Annotated in this window: 19 protein-coding genes; 9 read left to right on the top strand and 10 right to left on the bottom strand. The window is 71.9% G+C overall.

All coding sequences use genetic code 11. The features are described 5' to 3' along the window. Positions 1-193: 193 nt before the first annotated feature. The gene (locus tag AB5J73_RS33670) at positions 194-985 is read left to right on the top strand and encodes an IclR family transcriptional regulator (protein ID WP_370962794.1); all 792 of its coding nucleotides are present in this window, start codon (positions 194-196) and stop codon (positions 983-985) included. On the opposite strand, the gene AB5J73_RS33665 is transcribed toward AB5J73_RS33670, so the two are convergent. After that, a complete protein-coding gene (locus AB5J73_RS33665; protein WP_370962793.1) occupies positions 952-1,959 on the bottom strand; it encodes a hypothetical protein in 1,008 nt (335 codons plus the stop codon). The two genes, AB5J73_RS33670 and AB5J73_RS33665, sit on opposite strands and share 34 nt — an antisense overlap. Continuing rightward, complete coding sequence (locus AB5J73_RS33660; protein WP_370962792.1) at positions 1,960-3,321, bottom strand: MFS transporter; 1,362 nt, start codon at positions 3,319-3,321, stop codon at positions 1,960-1,962. Positions 3,322-3,469: 148 nt separating this feature from the next. Between AB5J73_RS33660 and AB5J73_RS33655 the strand changes: the two genes are divergently transcribed. Genes AB5J73_RS33655 through AB5J73_RS33630 form a run of 6 tightly spaced genes read left to right on the top strand, consistent with a single transcriptional unit; the run spans position 3,470 to position 8,553 of the window. Further along, entirely contained in the window at positions 3,470-4,354 is an 885-nt protein-coding gene (locus AB5J73_RS33655) for a DUF6282 family protein (RefSeq protein ID WP_370962791.1), read from the top strand. Positions 4,355-4,366: 12 nt separating this feature from the next. Beyond that, positions 4,367-5,293 (top strand): hypothetical protein, encoded by a 927-nt coding sequence (locus AB5J73_RS33650; protein ID WP_370962790.1) that lies wholly within the window; start codon positions 4,367-4,369, stop codon positions 5,291-5,293. After that, positions 5,290-6,060 carry an HpcH/HpaI aldolase/citrate lyase family protein gene (locus tag AB5J73_RS33645; protein WP_370962788.1) on the top strand — a complete coding sequence of 257 codons (771 nt, stop codon included), beginning with the start codon at positions 5,290-5,292 and terminating at the stop codon, positions 6,058-6,060. Before AB5J73_RS33650 ends, AB5J73_RS33645 begins: the two co-directional genes overlap by 4 nt. Continuing rightward, the gene (locus AB5J73_RS33640; RefSeq protein ID WP_370962786.1) at positions 6,057-6,896 is read left to right on the top strand and encodes an LLM class flavin-dependent oxidoreductase; all 840 of its coding nucleotides are present in this window, start codon (positions 6,057-6,059) and stop codon (positions 6,894-6,896) included. Before AB5J73_RS33645 ends, AB5J73_RS33640 begins: the two co-directional genes overlap by 4 nt. Further along, on the top strand, positions 6,896-7,816 hold the full coding sequence (locus AB5J73_RS33635) for a 3-keto-5-aminohexanoate cleavage protein (protein ID WP_370962784.1): 921 nt from the start codon (positions 6,896-6,898) through the stop codon (positions 7,814-7,816). The genes AB5J73_RS33640 and AB5J73_RS33635 overlap by 1 nt, the downstream gene beginning before the upstream one ends. After that, positions 7,813-8,553 (top strand): SDR family NAD(P)-dependent oxidoreductase, encoded by a 741-nt coding sequence (locus AB5J73_RS33630; RefSeq protein WP_370962782.1) that lies wholly within the window; start codon positions 7,813-7,815, stop codon positions 8,551-8,553. The genes AB5J73_RS33635 and AB5J73_RS33630 overlap by 4 nt, the downstream gene beginning before the upstream one ends. A gap of 45 nt (positions 8,554-8,598) precedes the next feature. On the opposite strand, the gene AB5J73_RS33625 is transcribed toward AB5J73_RS33630, so the two are convergent. Together AB5J73_RS33625 and AB5J73_RS33620 are read right to left on the bottom strand one after the other, a co-directional pair. Then, positions 8,599-9,768 carry an LLM class flavin-dependent oxidoreductase gene (locus AB5J73_RS33625; RefSeq protein WP_370962781.1) on the bottom strand — a complete coding sequence of 390 codons (1,170 nt, stop codon included), beginning with the start codon at positions 9,766-9,768 and terminating at the stop codon, positions 8,599-8,601. 86 nt (positions 9,769-9,854) lie between these two features. Next, positions 9,855-10,280 (bottom strand): pyridoxamine 5'-phosphate oxidase family protein, encoded by a 426-nt coding sequence (locus AB5J73_RS33620; protein ID WP_370962780.1) that lies wholly within the window; start codon positions 10,278-10,280, stop codon positions 9,855-9,857. A 191-nt stretch (positions 10,281-10,471) separates the two neighbouring features. Between AB5J73_RS33620 and AB5J73_RS33615 the strand changes: the two genes are divergently transcribed. Next, positions 10,472-10,738, top strand: a complete 267-nt coding sequence (locus AB5J73_RS33615; protein WP_370962779.1) for a GlsB/YeaQ/YmgE family stress response membrane protein — start codon at positions 10,472-10,474, stop codon at positions 10,736-10,738. A gap of 6 nt (positions 10,739-10,744) precedes the next feature. Here AB5J73_RS33615 and AB5J73_RS33610 read toward each other — a convergent pair whose 3' ends face one another. After that, positions 10,745-11,821, bottom strand: coding sequence for a S1 family peptidase (locus AB5J73_RS33610; protein ID WP_370962778.1), 1,077 nt, complete (start codon positions 11,819-11,821; stop codon positions 10,745-10,747). Positions 11,822-12,196: 375 nt separating this feature from the next. Between AB5J73_RS33610 and AB5J73_RS33605 the strand changes: the two genes are divergently transcribed. Continuing rightward, positions 12,197-12,601 (top strand): ATP-binding protein, encoded by a 405-nt coding sequence (locus AB5J73_RS33605; RefSeq protein ID WP_370962777.1) that lies wholly within the window; start codon positions 12,197-12,199, stop codon positions 12,599-12,601. Positions 12,602-12,635: 34 nt separating this feature from the next. Here the strand turns inward: AB5J73_RS33605 and AB5J73_RS33600 are convergent, their stop codons facing one another. The 5 genes from AB5J73_RS33600 to AB5J73_RS33580 form a co-directional block, all read right to left on the bottom strand. After that, positions 12,636-13,346 (bottom strand): hypothetical protein, encoded by a 711-nt coding sequence (locus AB5J73_RS33600; protein WP_370962776.1) that lies wholly within the window; start codon positions 13,344-13,346, stop codon positions 12,636-12,638. Next, entirely contained in the window at positions 13,277-14,404 is a 1,128-nt protein-coding gene (locus tag AB5J73_RS33595; RefSeq protein WP_370962775.1) for a hypothetical protein, read from the bottom strand. The genes AB5J73_RS33600 and AB5J73_RS33595 overlap by 70 nt, the downstream gene beginning before the upstream one ends. Further along, the gene (locus tag AB5J73_RS33590; protein WP_370962774.1) at positions 14,401-14,739 is read right to left on the bottom strand and encodes a hypothetical protein; all 339 of its coding nucleotides are present in this window, start codon (positions 14,737-14,739) and stop codon (positions 14,401-14,403) included. Before AB5J73_RS33590 ends, AB5J73_RS33595 begins: the two co-directional genes overlap by 4 nt. A gap of 11 nt (positions 14,740-14,750) precedes the next feature. Then, a complete protein-coding gene (locus AB5J73_RS33585; protein WP_370962773.1) occupies positions 14,751-15,245 on the bottom strand; it encodes a YbaB/EbfC family nucleoid-associated protein in 495 nt (164 codons plus the stop codon). A gap of 114 nt (positions 15,246-15,359) precedes the next feature. After that, positions 15,360-15,968, bottom strand: coding sequence for a hypothetical protein (locus AB5J73_RS33580; RefSeq protein ID WP_370962772.1), 609 nt, complete (start codon positions 15,966-15,968; stop codon positions 15,360-15,362). Positions 15,969-16,088 lie beyond the last annotated feature (120 nt).

The following is a 16,088-nucleotide window of genomic DNA, read 5'->3' as shown; positions in this document are numbered from 1 at the left end:
CGGCAGGACGGGGTGGACGTTCGCCAGGTTAGGGCGGCCAGCCATCGGATGTCTAGACCTGACCAGCTGACAAAGAATGTCGTGGAAAGGTCACCGACGCGCCAGTGATCCGACGGGTAAGCGCCCGGCGACGGGTCCGGTAGCCTGTGTTCACTATTCGAACAGCGGTACCGGACTTTCGGCGGAGGCTCCCGTGACCAAACCGACGCGGTCCCCGGACGCCCGCGCCGACCAGGCCGACATCCAGGCCGTGAGCCGGGTCAGCCAGATCCTGTCCCTGTTCGACCCGGCGACCCCCGAGGTCACCGCCGGCGAGGTCGCCGAACGCCTCGGCCTCAACCGCACGACGGCATACCGCTACTGCACTTCCCTGGTCGCGGCCGGGCTGCTGGAGCGCAGCAACGAAGGCGGCTACGCGCCGGGCGGACTCCTGCTGCAGCTGGGCGCGTTCGCGATCGGCCACCGCCGGGTGGTCAACCTGGCCCCGCGGCACATGCAGGCCCTCTCGCGGGCGACGCAGACGAGCGTCGTGCTGAGCCTGTGGGGCCTCACCGGCCCGGTGGTGTCCCGGGTCGAGGAGAACGTGTCGACGATCGTGGTGGTGTCCGTGCGCGTCGGCAGCCACCTGCCGCTGGACACCGCGCAGAGCAAGGTGTTCCTGGCCTACCACGCCGACCAGCTGTCGATGGAACGGCTGATCGGCACCCTGTCGGGGACGGCGCGCGACGAGCTGCGCGCCGACGTCGACCGGGTGCGCGCGGTCGGCCACTGCTCGGCGATGAGCACGCCGGGGATAGTGGCCGTGGCGGCGCCGGTCTTCGACGAATACGGGATCTGCGCGACGATCGCGATCGTGGGCCCGGACAACACGCTGTCCATGGGCGACGACACCCCCGAGCTGCGCGTGGTGGCCGACACCGCGCGGGAGCTCACCCACGAGCTGGGCGGGCACTACCGGCCGGACGACATCCAGCGCGCGGTGTAGGGCAGCCACGCCGGCGCGGGCGGCGGGAGCACGTCGGCGTACTCGCGCGTGCCGGCCAGCGCGCTGCCGACGAAGTCGTCGCCGGCCCCGGAAACGCCGTCGACCAGTTCCCGGAGGACGGCGGGGCCGCCGATCCACAGCGCCGTCACGACTTCGACCGCGCGGGCGCCGGCGGCGAGGAACCGCAGCACGTCCTTCGCGGTGCGGGCGCCGTTGGTCCCGATCACGGGCGCGTCGAGCCGCTGGAACGCCTTGCCCACCCAGTACAGGCTCATCGGCAGGCAGCCCGGTGAGCTCCACGCGCCCCACGACCCCAGCACCGCGCCGCCGTCGAGGTCGGGCAGGAAGCCCGGGTACCGGCCGACCAGCCCGACGGCGTCCGCGCCCGCCGACCGGGCCGCGACGGCCAGCGCGAGGACGTCGGAGGCCTGGCCCGGCAGCTTGACGAACAGCGGGACGTCGACGGCGGCCCGCACGGTCCGCACCGCCTCGGCCACCCCGTCCGCTTCGGTCAGTTGCCGCACCGCGCGGGCCTCGCGGCCGTGCGGGGCGCCGACGTTCAGCTCCACCGCCGGGACCACCGAAGCCAGCGCACGCCCGATCCGCGCGGCCGCGGCCGGTTCGCCCAGGGTGACGCTCCCCAGCACCGGGCAGCCCCGGGGAGCGCCGTGGGCGACCGCCGCGGCCAGGGTGCCGAGCCAGCCGTCGAGGTCCACCTGCGCGAGCCCGGAGCGGTTGAGCAGCCCGTCGCCGAGCCCGGCCGCGCCCGGCGGCCGCACCTCGCCGGCCGCGGAAACGAAGGCGTACCCGGCGATGTCGAGCTGACGCCGGGCGGCGGCGCTTTCGTTGACCGACTTCGCCACCACCGCCCCGGCGCCCGCGTCGACGCACGCGGTGATCCCGCCGAGGGTCATGGTCAGCTCCGAGGAGCCGACCCACACCGGGTTGGCGGCGGCGAGACCGGCGACGTCCATTCAGGACAGTTTCGGGATCGTGCTGTCGTCGGCCATGTCGACGTCCTTCGTCTCCGGTCCGAGGAACCCGCCCAGGCTGATCAGCAGGCCGGCGAGCACGATCAGGACGCCCGGGGCGAGGTGCGCGGGCAGGAAACCGTCGAACTGCTGCAGGTAGAACTGGTAGAACGCCGGGGCGATGAGCGCGAGGCTGTAGCCGACGCCGTAGCCGGTCGACCGGATGCTCGCCGGGAACCGCTCGGTCAGGTAGGCGGCGATCGGGCCGAACGTGCCGACGGTGAACACGCCGATCAGCACACCGAAGCCGAGCGCCGCGCCGAAGCCGCCGCCCGAGGCCATCAGCAGGGTGTAGGAACCCGCGCCGAGCACGACCATCGCGAAGCCGTAGCCGATGTAGAACCGGCGGCGCCCGATGCGCTGCGAGAGCATCCCGAACAGCGGGTAGGACAACGCGGCGGCGGCGTTGATGACGAGCATCGTCAGCGTGACCTGCTTGCTCGACAGATCCAGGTGCGCCTTCAGCTGCGCCGGCGTCACGGCCGCTTCCATGTTGGTCGCCAGCCAGGTGCCGGTCATCAGCACGAAGACCTGCCCGAGCGCGCGCGGGTACTTCACCAACAGGCGCACCAGCGGGAGCTTGTGCTTCTCGCCGGTCAGCTGGGCCGGGGGTTCGTGGACCTGCTTGAGGTAGTAGCGGAACAGCACCGCGGCCAGCAGCGCGCCGACGAGGAACGGCACCCGCCAGCCCCACTGGACGTAGGCGCTGTGCAGGCCGGCCGACGGCAGCAGCTGCAGCATCAGCAGCGTGATCGCGGCGATCACCGCGTACGCGGCCGGTGAGGTCGAGGTGATGATCGAGGCGTAGAGACCGCGCTTGTGCTTCGGGCTCCACTCCATCGCCAGCGGCACCGCGGTCGTGTACTCGCCGCCGAGGAAGATGCCGTCGACGAAGCGCAGGGCGATCAGCAGGCCGACCGACCACATCCCGATCGTCTCGTGACCGGGCAGGCAGGCGGTCAGCAGCGTGATGGCGCCGAAGCCGCCGACCGCGACGAGCGTCGTGCGCTTGCGGCCGACGGTGTCGGCGAAGTGGCCGAAGATCACCGCGCCGAGCGGGCGGCCGATCAGCGTCGAGGCGAACACCAGCGACGCCAGCAGCGCCGTCGTGCTCGCGCTGAGGTTCGCCGCCTGGAAGTACGCGGTCGCCGGCGCCAGCACGACGATCGGCAGGTAGATGTCGAACTGGTCGACGAAGTAGGCGAGCGTCCCGCCGCGCACCGCGGCGCGCACCTTGGCGGGGTCCGGGCCGTGCGGGGTTCCGGGTCGCGCGGCCGTCTCCGCGGCGCTGGGCGGTGTGGACATCAGCGTCCTCCGTTTTCGAACCTAGTGTTCACGAAGCGAACGTGAGTCACTCTAAATACCGCCAACCGTGAATACAAGAGCGGTCACAGGGTTGACAGGCGGTCTTATAGTGAACTTTGACTTCATAATGCGAACGAGAGGCACGCTGATGAGCCCCGCCATCGCCGCCGTCCTGGACGGCCTGGTCGACATGCACGTCCACTCCGGCCCCAGCCCCTTCCCGCGGCGGTTCGACCACGTCGAGGCCGCGCAGGACGGCGCCCGGATCGGGCTGCGCGCCATGGTCGCGAAGTCCCACCACCACAACACCCAGATGGACGTCCTCGCGATGAAGGGCCGCCTCGCCGACGTCAAGGCACAGGTGTTCGGCGGAATCGCGCTGAACAGCACGGTCGGCGGTCTCAACGTGCACGCCGTGCGGATGACGCTGCGCATGGGCGGCAAGGTCGTCTGGTTCCCGACCATCTCCTCCGGCCGGCACATCGACTGCCACCCCGAGGACGGCGCCTTCCCGACCACCACCGTCCCGCTCACCCTGGACCGCATCGACATCGTCGACGGCGAAGGCGCGCTCAAGCCCGAGGCGCTCGAGATCCTCGACGAGATCAAGGAGCAGCAGGCCGTCCTCAACGGCGGGCACATGTACCCCGAGTACATCAGGACGCTGTTCCGGGAGGCGCACGCGCGCGGCATGAAGCGGATGGTCGTCAGCCACCCCGACTTCGTGATCGGCGCCGACCCGGCGCTGTGCCGCGAGCTGATCGAGCTCGGCGCGTTCATCGAGCACGAGGTCGGCATGTACGACCCCGAGGGCACGCAGAAGTGGGACCCGAAGAACCTGCTGACCTGGATCGAAGCGCTCGGCCCGGAGCACACCGTGCTGGCGTCGGACTTCGGTCAGAAGGCCAACCCGAAGCCGGTCGACGCGTGGCTGCGCGTCGGCGAGGCGCTGCTCGACCTCGGCCTGCCGGAGAAGGACCTGCGGCGGATGGTCCGCGACAACCCGACCTACCTGCTGAACCTCGACGCCTGAAAGGACGCGCCCGTGTACGAAAAGGACGATCCCCGCTCGGCCCTGGCCACCGCGGCCCGGCCCGACAGCGGCGATGCGATCAGCGCCGCGCAGTACCTCGACCTGCGCGAAAGCCCGGTGGTGCGGGCGCAGAACGTCATCCTCATCCACACCGACGCCCGCGACGGCGACGACCTCGACAACGGGACCCTCGAGGGCGAGCTGGCGATCGTCGTCACCGACGCCTCCCCCGCTTTCACAGTGCTCACCGGCGACGGCGCGACCAAAGTGGACTCCCCAGGGCTCGTCGTGGTCCCGCCCGGCGCGTCGCGGATCGGTGTCCACGGCGACGGGCCACTGGTGCGGCTGGTCGAGTCCACCGAACCGGCGTGGCGGGAGCGCGTCGCGAACGCGGACGCCTACGCCGAGGACCACCCGCGCGTCGCCTTGCTGGAGCGCTGGCCGGCGCCCGCCGAAGAGCGCGTCCGGTGCTACCCGCTTTCGGAGGTGCCGGACGACCCGAAGCGGTTCGGGCGGATCTTCCGGACCCGGTCGTTCATGGTGAACTTCCTGCCGCTGCAGGACGGCCCGCGCGACCCGCGCAAGCTCTCGCCGCACCACCACGACGACTTCGAGCAGCTTTCCCTGGCCGTGCAAGGCGAATACGTGCACCACATCCGCACGCCGTGGCTGCCCGACAGCACCACCTGGCGCGAGGACGAGCACGTGCGGATCGGCAGCCCGTCGGTGACGGTCATCCCGCCGCCGACCGTGCACACCTCCGCCGCGAGCGCCCCGGGCGTGAACCAGCTGATCGACATCTTCAGCCCGCCGCGGGTGGACTTCTCGGAGAAACCGGGCTGGGTCCTGAACGCCGACGACTACCCGATGCCGCTTTCCGGGGGCTCCGGGTGGCAAAGCCCCCGGCCCGGGGCGAAGCCCCGGATGGCACAGCCGTGAGCGGGCGGACCGGAGGGGGCCTGTTCACCCGTCCCGCCACTCCCGTCGGGACCTGGCTGAAGATCGCGTCGACCGAGCCTGCCGAGATCATGGCGTTCGCCGGGTTCGACTTCGTGGTCATCGACCTCGAACACTCGCCCCTGGACCTGGTGACGGCGTACCGGCTCATCAACACGGCTTCGGCCTCGGGCATGACGCCGCTGGTGCGGGTGCCGGACAAGACGCCGTCGACGATCCAGAAGATCCTCGACGCCGGGGCGATGGGCATCCTGGTCCCGCACGTGGACACGGTCGAGGAGGCCGCGGCCGTCGGGCGGGCGTGCCGGTTCCCGCCGCACGGCGTCCGCGGCGCGGGTGGCACCAGCCGCGCCGGCGCGTGGGGGCTGAAGCCGACCGCCGGGTACCTGGCGACCGGCAACGACGACGTCCTCTGCATCCCGCAGCTGGAAAGCGTCGAGGCGATCAAGGCGGCGCCGGAGGTGCTGGCACTGGACACGGTGGACGCCGTGTTCGTCGGCGCGGCCGACCTGTCGATGTCGATGGGCTCGACACCCGCGTCGCCGGACGTGCTCGACCTGATCGCCTCGGCGATCGCGGCCGCGCACGCCGCCGGGAAGAAGTGCGGGCTGGCGTTCGGCGGGGTCCCGGACAAGGCCGCGCGGGCGGTGCGGGACGGCTGCGACTTCGTGCTGCTGAGCAACGACACCACCATGCTGGCCGAAGCCGCGCGGGGACTCGTCACCGCGTTCCGGGACGCGGCTTCATGACGTTGCGGGTGCCGCGCACGGCGTTGTCGGTCGCCGAGCTGGACGACCTCGGCCACGACGGTGCCGTCCGGTTCGTGCGCGCGCTCGAAGAGTTCGGGCACCGGATGGTGTGGATCCCCGAGGTCGCCGGGCGCGAGGCGTTCACGACGGCGGCGCTGGTGCTGTCGGCCACCGAGGAGCTGATCGTCGGCAACGGCGTCGCCCGTGCGCTCGAACGCGTCCCGAAGTCGGCGGGCTCGGCGGCGCGGGACCTCGCGGCCGGCTACCCCGGGCGGTACGTGCTGGGGCTCGGGGTCAGCGGGGCGGTCCGCGACCGCGGGATCGGGCCGCTGCCGTTCCTGCGCTCCTACCTCGACGGCGTCGACGAGGTGGCGCCCGGCGTGCCGAAGGTGCTCGGCGCCTATTCGGCCGGGATCACCCGGCTCGCGGCCGAGCGGGCCGACGGGCTGATCACGTTCCTCGTCACGCCGGAGCACACCCGCTGGGCGCGCGAGACGATCGGGGACCTCTTCCTGTCCGTCGTCCAGTGGGCGGTCGTGGGCCGCTCGCGCGCCGAGGCCCGCGAAGTCGCGCGGCAGCGGCTGGCCTACTACCTGACCCTCCCCCACCAGATCGCGAAGCTGACCCGGCTGGGGTTCACCGAAGCCGACCTCGCGCCGCCGGGGTCCGACCGGCTCGTCGACGCGCTCGTCGCCTGCGGCACGCCCGGCCAGGTGCGCGAAGCCGTGCGGGCGCAGTACGACGCGGGTGCCACGCAGGTGGCGCTGACCCTGGTGGGCCCGCTCGACGACGGCAAGCTCGGCGCCTACCGCGCGCTGGCCGAATTGGAGGATTGATGCGCCCGGCCGAAAAAGTCATCATCACCACCGCCATCACGGGCTCGGTGAACGTCCCTTCGCAGAGCCCGCACCTGCCGTTGTCCGCCGACGAAGTGGCGGACGCGGCCTTGGCAGCGATCGAAGCCGGGTCGGCCGTCGTGCACCTGCACGCCCGCGAGCCGGACGGGCGGCCGACGCCCGACCCCGGCGTGTTCGAGAAGATCGTCGGGCGGATCACCGCGGAGGCCGACGCGGTCGTCAACATCACCACCGGCGGCGCGTCGTCGATGACGATGGACGAACGGCTCGCGGCGGCGCGGCAGCTCCGGCCGGAGCTCGCGTCGCTGAACATGGGGTCGATGAACTTCGTCTACTCCGGCATCGCGGACAAGGTGACGGAGTGGCGGCACGACTGGGAAAAACCGTACGTGCTCAACACGTATTCGCACCCGTTCGTGAACACCTTCGACCGGATCGAGGACACCCTGCGGACGCTCGGTGCGGCCGGGACCCGGTTCGAGTACGAGTGCTACGACATCGGGCACCTGTACTCGCTGGCCTACTTCGTCGAGCTCGGGCTGGCGAAACCGCCGCTGCTGATCCAGGGCGTGTTCGGCGTCCTGGGCGGGATCGGCGCGGACCACGCGAACCTGGAGCACATGGTCCGGATCGCCGACAAGCTCTTCGGCGACGACTACGCCTTTTCGGCGTTCGCGGCCGGGCGCGACCAGCTGGCGTTCGGCACGCACAGCGCGTGGCTCGGCGGGCACGTGCGGGTCGGGCTGGAGGACAGCCTGTGGATCGGCAAGGGGAAGCTCGCCACGAGCAACGCCGAGCAGGTCCGCAAGATCCGGGCGGTGGTGGAGGATCTCGGCAAACCGATCGCGACCCCGGCCGACGCCCGGGCGATGCTGGCACTGCGAGGAGGACGGGCATGAGCCTGCTGACGGGGAAGGTGGTCCTGGTCGTCGGGGCCAGTTCGGGCATCGGCGCGGACGCGGCGCGGGTGTTCGCGGAGGACGGTGCTTCGGTGATGCTGGTGGCGCGGAACGAGGACCCGCTGGCGAAGCTCGCCGCGGAACTGTCCGACCACGACGTCGCTCACACGACGGGCGACATCACGTCGGCGTCCGGTGTGGACGCGTTCGTGGCGGCGACGGTCTCGCGCTTCGGCCGCTTGGACGGCGCGTTCAACAACGCGGCGATGGGCGGCAGCGGCCGGCTCGACGCCGTTCCGGAGGAAGATTTCGACCGGATCATGGCGGTGAACGTGAAGGGCACGTGGCTGTGCCTGCGCGCCGAGGTCCGCGCGATGACGGGCCCCGGTTCGATCGTGAACGTGAGCAGCATCGGCGGCCTGCGCGGCAGCTCGGGCATGGGCGCCTACCAGGCGACGAAGCACGCCGTGATCGGCCTGACCCGCACCGCGGCCCACGACTTCGGACCGCTCGGCATCCGGGTCAACGCGATCGCCCCGGGCCCGACGGAGACCCCGATGCTGGCCGAGCTGCGCCGCACGATCCCGGGCGGCGTGGAGGCCCGCATCGCGGCGACTCCCCTGCGCAAGGTGGGTACGGGCGCGGAAGTCGGCGCCACGGCGGCGTTCCTGCTGAGCGACCGGGCCAGTCACCTGAGCGGCGTGGTCCTCCCGGTGGACGGCGGCTTCACGGCGTGACGCGCGCAGGGCGGCGGGCAGCCGGTTCGCCGCCCTCCGCCCGCTTCACGCCAGGTCGGGGATCAGCTCGCCGATCAGGCGGATGCTCTTCAGCACCTTGTCGTGCGGGATGCCGCCGATCTGCTGGAGGCACATCATGCGGTCGATGCCCAGCTCCGCGTACGCGCGCAGCTTCTTGCGGCACGTCTCCGGGCTGCCCACGATCAGCGAGTCCTGCGCGCTCAGCACCTCGAAGACCTCGTCGTCGGCGACCTGCTCGCCCTGGAGGATGCGGGCGATCAGCAGGTTCGCCTCCGACGGGGTGTTCGCCGTCTCGCCGCGGAGGAAGTCACCGGTCAGCCCGCCGCCGTCCGGGGCCGACAGGAGCTGCTCGTTGCGGGCGTTCTGGCGGACGAACTCCGTCGCCGCCTCGAAGAACGTCAGCGCCGTCACCGTGTACCAGGCGGCGGCCGCCGCGGCGCCGTTGCGCATCGCCTCCTCGTCGGTGTCCGCGCAGTGGACGAACGTGAAGAAGCCGACCTGGTTGTTGACGTACGCGCCGACCGGGTCCGTGCACGCCGCGGCCGCCGCCCGGTAGAGGCCGATCAGGCGGCCCGCGCGTTCCAGCGACTCCCACATCGTCGTGCCCAGCACGCCCACCCCGCGCCGGCCCGCCTCCTCGAACGACGCCGGGCTCGCCGCCGCCTGCCAGAGCGGCGGGTGCGGCCGCTGCAGCGGCTTGGGCCCGATCGGCACGTCGTCGACCCGGTAGTCGCCGCTCTCGTGGGAGAACCGCTCCGACGTCCACATCTTCGGCACCATCTCGAACGCCTGCTGCGTCTGGGCGCGGGCTTCGGCCGGCTCGATGCCGAACAGGCGCCATTCCGGGATCGTCGAGCGGGTCAGGCCCAGCTCGACCCGGCCGCCGCTGAGGTGGTCGAGCGTCGCGGCGCGTTCGGCGACGCGGATCGGGTGGTTGAACCGGCCCGGCGCGAGCACCGCGGAGTGGCCGAGGCGGATCCGGCTGGTGCGCTGGGACAGCGCGGCCAGCACCAGCTCCGGCGCCGAGGAGAGGCTGAACTCCCCCGCGCCGTGGTGCTCGACCTGCCACCAGCAGCCGTACCCGAGTTCGTCGGCGAGGACGGCCTGTTCGATCGCCTGGCGGAACCGCAGCTGCTCGTGCCCCGCCGGCCACGGGCGCGGGTTCTGGATCTCGTTGAACAGGTCGATCTGCATCCACGGCCTCCGCTCGTCGGGTCACCGAGAAGTCAGTCCCCGAGAGCGACCACACCGTTACGGGAGTCGCACGTTCGGCCGAGCGATCACCCCGGTCCCAGGTCGGCCGACAGCCAGTGCTCCGGCCGCATGAACACCGTGAGGTGCTCGCCCAGCTCCTTGCGTTCGTACGCCACGAACTCCTCGGCCGCCCCGGCCGGCAGGTACCGCGACGCCATCTCCAGGGACCGCTCGTCGGAGTCCGGCTCGGTCCGCGTCACCGGCCCTTCCACCGAGACGTACCGGACCGTCGGCGACGTCCGCTGCGCGAGCAGGCTGAACCGCCCAGCGGCCATGATCGCCCTGGTCTTCCGCGCGCCGGGACCGGTGCGCACCCACAGCTCGCCGCCCGGGGTGTACTGGTACCAGATGGGCACCACGAGCGGCGCCCGGTCGGCCCGCTCGACCACCGACAGCGCGCCGACGTGCGGTTGCGCCAGAAATTCTTCGCGTTCCTCCTTGGTCAGCACCATGGCCGCAGAAGCTACCCGCGGGGTCCGACAAAACGTGGGCCCGCGCGACGAGGTCCCCCGAACGAGTCGCCCACCTCCGGTCACCGCCCGCCGGGCTGAGATCCGGGTCACGTGGGCGTGGCCCGGCGCGCCCACGGGGCCTCCGCCTGCCATCCTGGGCCGTCGGAGCAGGCAGGCGGAGGAGGAACCCCGTGGGCGTCATCAGCTGGATCGTGCTCGGGCTCATCGCGGGGTTGATCGCGAAGGCCCTCATGCCGGGCAAGGACCCGGGCGGCTGCATCATCACGATCCTGCTCGGGATCGGCGGCGCCTTCGTCGGCGGCTGGGTCGGCAAGACCCTCTTCCACACCGACCTCGGCACCTTCTTCGACCTGCGCACCTGGGGCCTGGCGATCCTGGGCGCGCTGATCATCCTGGTGATCTACCGGATGGCCTTCGGCCGGAGCCGCCGCGACTGACGCCGGTCAGTTCAGCGTCACGCCGTACGCGCTCAGCGCCTCGCCCACCGGCTGGAAGTAGGACGTCCCGCTGCCCTTGCCGGACGTGATGCCCAGGCCGACGCTGCCCGCGAACAGGCAGCCGCCCGAGTCGCCGGGGTTGACCAGCGCGTTGGTCTGGATCAGCTGGTACACCGAGCCTTCGGCGTAGTTCACCGTCACGTTCAGGCGCTGGACCGAGCCCGACGTCAGGTGCGTCGTGCTGCCGCTCTTGCTGATCCGCTGGCCGACCGTCGCGGTGCCGGCGGAGCTGATCCGCTGGGTGGAGCCGTTCCACAGGGTGACCGCGCCGGGCGCGCTGCCGGTCGTGTTGCGGATCAGGCCGTAGTCGTTGGTCGGGAAGCTCGCACCCTGCGACGGGCCGATGTTCCACTGCGACACCGCGCGGGTGCAGTGGCCGGCGTCGATGAGGTAGTTCTGGCCGCCGCGGTTGGTGTTGAAGCCCGCCGAACAGCGGGTGCCGCCGCCGGTGATGGCTTCGCCGTTGTAGATCGCGGTGTGCATCTCGCCGGCGACGCGTTCCACCCGGACCCGGTCGCCCAGCGCGCCGGCTGCCTCGAGCAGCGCGCCGGTGCCCTTGGCCGCGTCGGCCACGGTCAGCACGATCTGGTTGGTCTTCGGGTCGAGCCCGATCGAGGTGTGCGCGACCGCGGGCAGCGCCTGCAGCGCGTCCTGCGCGCTCGTCAGCGCGGCGCTGGAGTGCTTGACCAGCTTGGCCTGCGCGCCGGCTTGGCGGACCTGGTCGGCGGCGGCCTCGTCGAGCACGTTGACGACCGGCTTCGCGGCCGCGTCGAGGTACCCGTCCGCGGCACGGGCCCCGAGGGAGGCGGTGACCTGCTGCAGCGTGCCGACGCTCGCGGCCTGCGTGCGCAGCAGGGCGACGGCGGCGGGCTCGCTGATCCCCGCTTCGGCGGCGAGGGAGGCGACCGCATCGCGCTGCACCGTCGACGAGTAGCCGTCGATGGTGGTGGCGGTCGCGCTGACGGGTGAGAAGAACCCGATGGCCGCGGCGGCGGCCAGGAGGGTCGTGGCGGTTCTGCGCATGCCGGTAGCTCACTTTCGCGGGGGAAAGCCGGCGAGGGGTGGCCACGCCGGCCACGGTGGGGGAACCGGTGATCCGGTGGCTCGAGGGTGGTGCGCGGCCCGCGAACGGCGATACCGACTTTCGTCGGACAGGACAAAAGATAGGTATCGGGCAAATCGCCTACGCAGTTCTAGCGGGCAGTAAGACCGCGGGTGCGCGCGGTCACGGTGCGCGGTTCGGGCGTACGAGTGGTTCCGCCGCCGCCGGCCTACCGGGCGCGTACCGTTTCAAGGACGGGCATGGCGCGCTCTCCTCCCCCTCGGTGCGCGCCGTGCCCCCTCCCCGTTTCAACAGCCGGTCCGGCGGGTAGGCCCGCAGTGAAGGAGGGGACGCCCGTGCGAGTCAACTGGACCGCGGCGAGCGAGCCCGGCTGGTCCCTGCTCGACGTGGCCGGAGCGGCGCTGCCGCAGCTGGGCGCCGCACGTGCCTGGGCGGAAGGCGAGCTCGCCGAGCTCGGGGAAGAGCACCGAGCCGACGTGGCGATCGTCGTCGGAGAGCTCTTGGAGAACGCCTACGTGCACGCCGGCGGGCCCGGCCAGCTGCGGATCCACCGCACGCGCGAGCCGTGCGAAGTGACGGTGGCGGTGACCGACACGGGCACCGGCGAGCCCCGGTTGCGGGCGGATGGCCGCCCCGGCGGGCTCGGCCTGCTGCTCGTCGACCGGCTCGCGCACGACTGGGGAGTCAGCCACCACGACGACGGCAAGGTCGTGTGGGCCCGGATCCGCTGCCCCGGGTGAGCGGCACGCGGTCCCGGCACCGATGCCGGCCGCGCTACTCCGGCCGCCCCTCCCAGTGCACGATGCCCGGCGGCTCGACGTACTTGCGCAGGTGCTGCTCCTCGGTCCGGCCGTGCAGCGGGAACCGGAAGCACGAGCCGTCCGGCCAGGTCAGCGTGTGCCGGCGGAAGTTCACCGACGGCGCCTGCGGCTGCCGCGCCTCCCAGACGATCCGCGGCGGCGGCGCGTCGGCCGGGTCGACGTAGGTCGAGCCCGTCTCCACGAGCGCCACGCACGACGGCGAGCACGCCAGCCACGGTCCCTTCAGCGGCCCCAGCCGATCGGCGAGGTCGAGGACCTGCGCGTCCGCCGGGCCCGTCACGCGGACGTCCCGCTGGAACGGGCGTCCCGCCCCGCCGCCGTTGGCCAGGGAGAACACCGACACCACCGCGGTGCCGATGCCGCGCAGGACGCCCCGGAAGAACTGGCTGACCTGCTCCTCCCCCTCGACCGTGCCGTCCTGGCGACGGCCCGGCACCGCGAACCCCACGGCGGGGTCGCCGAGGCGCAGCACGATCACCGGCTCGCGCCAGCGGTCGCGCACCAGCGCCTCGACCCGCTCGCGGAACCCCGGGCGGACCTGGGCGTCGTCCGCCCACTGCTCGGCGCGGGCGTTGAGCTCGGCCGCCCGGACGGTCAGATGTCGAGGTCCTTGCGGGTGTCCTCCGGACTCCGGTCCCCGCCGATCTCGCTCTTGTCGAACCACGGTTCGTCCCCTTCGGGCGTCACGGCGTCCTTGCCTTCGGCGAACGCACCCTTCGCGGCCCCGATACCCGCCTTCACACCCGCTCCGGCGAGCAGCGGACCGGCACCGGCCGAGGTGCCGAACATCGTCGTGAGCACCCGGTTGCTCGGCTGGAAGCCCTGCGCGGCCGCACCGAAACCGAACTTGGTCTCACCGGGCATCACGCCGACCCGCAGCTTGGTCGTGAACTTCACGACGTTCGTCGAGAACTTCGCCAGGAAGTCGATGAAGGTGTCCAGCAGCTTGCCGAACTTGCCCAGGTACGAAGTGACCTTCTTCAGCACCGTCGCGGCCTTGGCGATCGACGCGGTCATCGCGGCGGCGACCGTGCCGCCGAAGCTGATCACCGACGCGGCCAGCGCCGGCAGCCACAGCGTGATCAGCCAGGACACCAGCTCGGTGATGATCCCCTTGATCACCTCTTCGATGACCACCATGACCATCGACCACATCTGCAGCACCTCGGCGACCGAGCCGGCGGCCGAGCCGACGCCGCGGATGCCGGAGGAGAAGTCGCCCAGCGCTTCCTTCGCGGCGTTGCCCGCTTCGTCGACCCACTCGGCCAGCGCGGTGTCGCCGGTCTTCTCGAAGTCGTCGGCCAGCGCGACGAAGCCCTGCGCGATCGTCACGAAGTTCTCCGACGCGTGTCCGATCGCCGGGCCGTCGCCGGTGACCTGGTGCAGCGCGTCCTGCAGCGGCTGGACGAGCTCGAGCAGCATGTTCAGGCCGTGGCTGACCAGCCAGCCGATCGGGTCCATCGCGAAGGTGACCATGTCACCGGCGGCCGCACCGACGAACGCGGCCCCGTCGCCGACCAGCGCGCCACCGGCGGAGGCCAGTTCGCCGGGGTTGTCGGCCTGGAAGGCCTGCTGGGCGTGCGCGCCGATCGACTTGCCCGCCTTGTAGGCGGTGCCGGCCACCGGCACGTACCCCGCCGCGCGGTCGAGGTTGGCGCCCATGCTCTCGTCGTAGGCCTCGACGTTCAGCGCGTCGGCGATGCTCTTCTTCGGTTCCGTCATTCGCCCTGGCCCCCGACCGCGTCGATTTCCGCCTCGTAGCGCCCGAAGGCGATCTTGCCGGCGTCTTCCATGCCCTGGTACATCTCCGCGGCCTTGGTGAGCTTCGTGGTGAAGCCGTCGACGCCGTCCTTGAGGTCGGTCAGCAGCGACCGCAGCTCGGTGAGGCGCTCGGTGTAGCCCTGCTTCGCGAAGAGCCCGATCAGTCCCCACGCTTCGTCGGTCACGTCCGCGGCGTCGATCTTGGCGCCGAACTTGTCCGCTTCCCCTTCGTAGAAGGGCAGCTGCCGGGCGTAGGCGGAGATCGCGCCGATGTTCGTCTGTATTCCGTCTGGCATCGCGGTTTTCCCTAGGATCGGCGGAGGATGGGACCCTGACCGAAGTCGTCGTCATCGTCGGCGGCGGGCCGCCGGACGGGCCGCGACGGCTGCCGCGGCTGGGGATCCGACGCGGGCTCGGGCGCCACGGTTCCGAACGCCTCGGTCTGGGCTTCGCGAACCTGCGCGGAGACGTCGACGCCGAACGAGTCGCCGAAGGCGTCGTCGACGATCCCGGCCTGCTGCTGCACGGCCCCGGCCACCGCCCGCCGGATGGTGGCCATGATCGTGGCGGCGAGCTGCCCCGGCTCGACGCGCGTCGCCCCGGCGGTGAGCCGCAGGTCGGTCACGGTGCCGCCGGCCCCGGCGACCACGGTGACGGTCCCGTCCGGCGAAGTGGCGGTGCTCTCCAGCCGCGCGACCCGTTCCTGCATGTCACCGACGCCGGCGAAGCGGGCCTCGGCCTGCCGCACCTTGCTCCGGAAGTTTTCGAACTGGGCGATCAGCTCGTCCATCTGGGCGGACATGTGTCTCCCTTGCGCATTACGGGTGCCGTTGTCCGCATCATGACAGATCCGCCCGCCGGCCGATCCGGTTTCGGCGGATCCGGGCACGGCCGGCGCCGGGACGCGGGCCGGGGTTCAGCGGCAGGGCGGCCGGTAGTGGTCGACGCGCAGCCCGCGGAACTCCAGCTCGTTCGGCGTCTTCCCGACGAACACCAGCCCGCGCGCTTCCGCCAGCGCCGAGGCGAACGAATACGGCGGCGTCCCCAGCTCCGGCAGCGACGTCCACCGATCGGGTGCGAAACCGAAGAACTTCGTGACCAGCCGCCCGCCCGTGGACGGCACCACCGTCAGCCACTTGTCGCCGCCGCTCCAGTGCGAGGCCGGGCGCAGCTGGACGTAGAGGTCGTCGGTCGCCCGGTAGGTCAGCCGGAACCCCGCCGAGCGCGACAGGTCGGCCTGCGCCTCGAACCGGTTCCCCAGCCAGACCACGGCCACGTGCCACTCCGCGGCCAGGAACGACACCTTCGCCGCGTACCGGTGGTGGTCGCGGACCAGGAGGCTGCCGGTCGCCGGCACAGTGGTGCCTTCACCGCTCGCGAGCCACTGCTGGTACCGGTCGATCGACGGGGTCGCGCACTCGCGCGGGCCGACGGCGGCCGAGGCCGCGGCCGGGGCGAGCAAGGGGAACACCAGCACCGAAGCCAGCGCCGAGAGCGTCCTGGCGAAGGGGAACCGACCGCGCATTCCGGGAAGTTAGCACGAACCGGCGTCCCCGCCGCCGGTTCACGACCGCCCGGCCGGGGCGGTGGGCCGGACGGCTAGGCTCGGCGTCGGCGAAAACGACCACCATCGCCGACGCCGAAC

It is taken from the genome of Amycolatopsis sp. cg9 (genome assembly GCF_041346945.1).
GTDB lineage: Bacteria > Actinomycetota > Actinomycetes > Mycobacteriales > Pseudonocardiaceae > Amycolatopsis.
The sequence above is the reverse complement of the archived record's forward strand: the minus strand, read 5'-3'. Positions and strand labels throughout refer to the sequence as shown.

Bases quoted from the DNA above. Each gene is read 5' to 3' on its own strand.
- AB5J73_RS33620 (WP_370962780.1), bottom strand. From the start codon at position 10,280: ATGGTGCTGACCAAGGAGGAACGCGAAGAATTTCTGGCGCAACCGCAC.
- AB5J73_RS33595 (WP_370962775.1), bottom strand. From the start codon at position 14,404: ATGACGGAACCGAAGAAGAGCATCGCCGACGCGCTGAACGTCGAGGCC.
- AB5J73_RS33585 (WP_370962773.1), bottom strand. From the start codon at position 15,245: ATGTCCGCCCAGATGGACGAGCTGATCGCCCAGTTCGAAAACTTCCGG.
- AB5J73_RS33635 (WP_370962784.1), top strand. From the start codon at position 6,896: ATGCGCCCGGCCGAAAAAGTCATCATCACCACCGCCATCACGGGCTCG.
- AB5J73_RS33655 (WP_370962791.1), top strand. From the start codon at position 3,470: ATGAGCCCCGCCATCGCCGCCGTCCTGGACGGCCTGGTCGACATGCAC.
- AB5J73_RS33660 (WP_370962792.1), bottom strand. From the start codon at position 3,321: ATGTCCACACCGCCCAGCGCCGCGGAGACGGCCGCGCGACCCGGAACC.
- AB5J73_RS33640 (WP_370962786.1), top strand. From the start codon at position 6,057: ATGACGTTGCGGGTGCCGCGCACGGCGTTGTCGGTCGCCGAGCTGGAC.
- AB5J73_RS33625 (WP_370962781.1), bottom strand. From the start codon at position 9,768: ATGCAGATCGACCTGTTCAACGAGATCCAGAACCCGCGCCCGTGGCCG.
- AB5J73_RS33580 (WP_370962772.1), bottom strand. From the start codon at position 15,968: ATGCGCGGTCGGTTCCCCTTCGCCAGGACGCTCTCGGCGCTGGCTTCG.
- AB5J73_RS33590 (WP_370962774.1), bottom strand. From the start codon at position 14,739: ATGCCAGACGGAATACAGACGAACATCGGCGCGATCTCCGCCTACGCC.
- AB5J73_RS33665 (WP_370962793.1), bottom strand. From the start codon at position 1,959: ATGGACGTCGCCGGTCTCGCCGCCGCCAACCCGGTGTGGGTCGGCTCC.
- AB5J73_RS33610 (WP_370962778.1), bottom strand. From the start codon at position 11,821: ATGCGCAGAACCGCCACGACCCTCCTGGCCGCCGCCGCGGCCATCGGG.
- AB5J73_RS33630 (WP_370962782.1), top strand. From the start codon at position 7,813: ATGAGCCTGCTGACGGGGAAGGTGGTCCTGGTCGTCGGGGCCAGTTCG.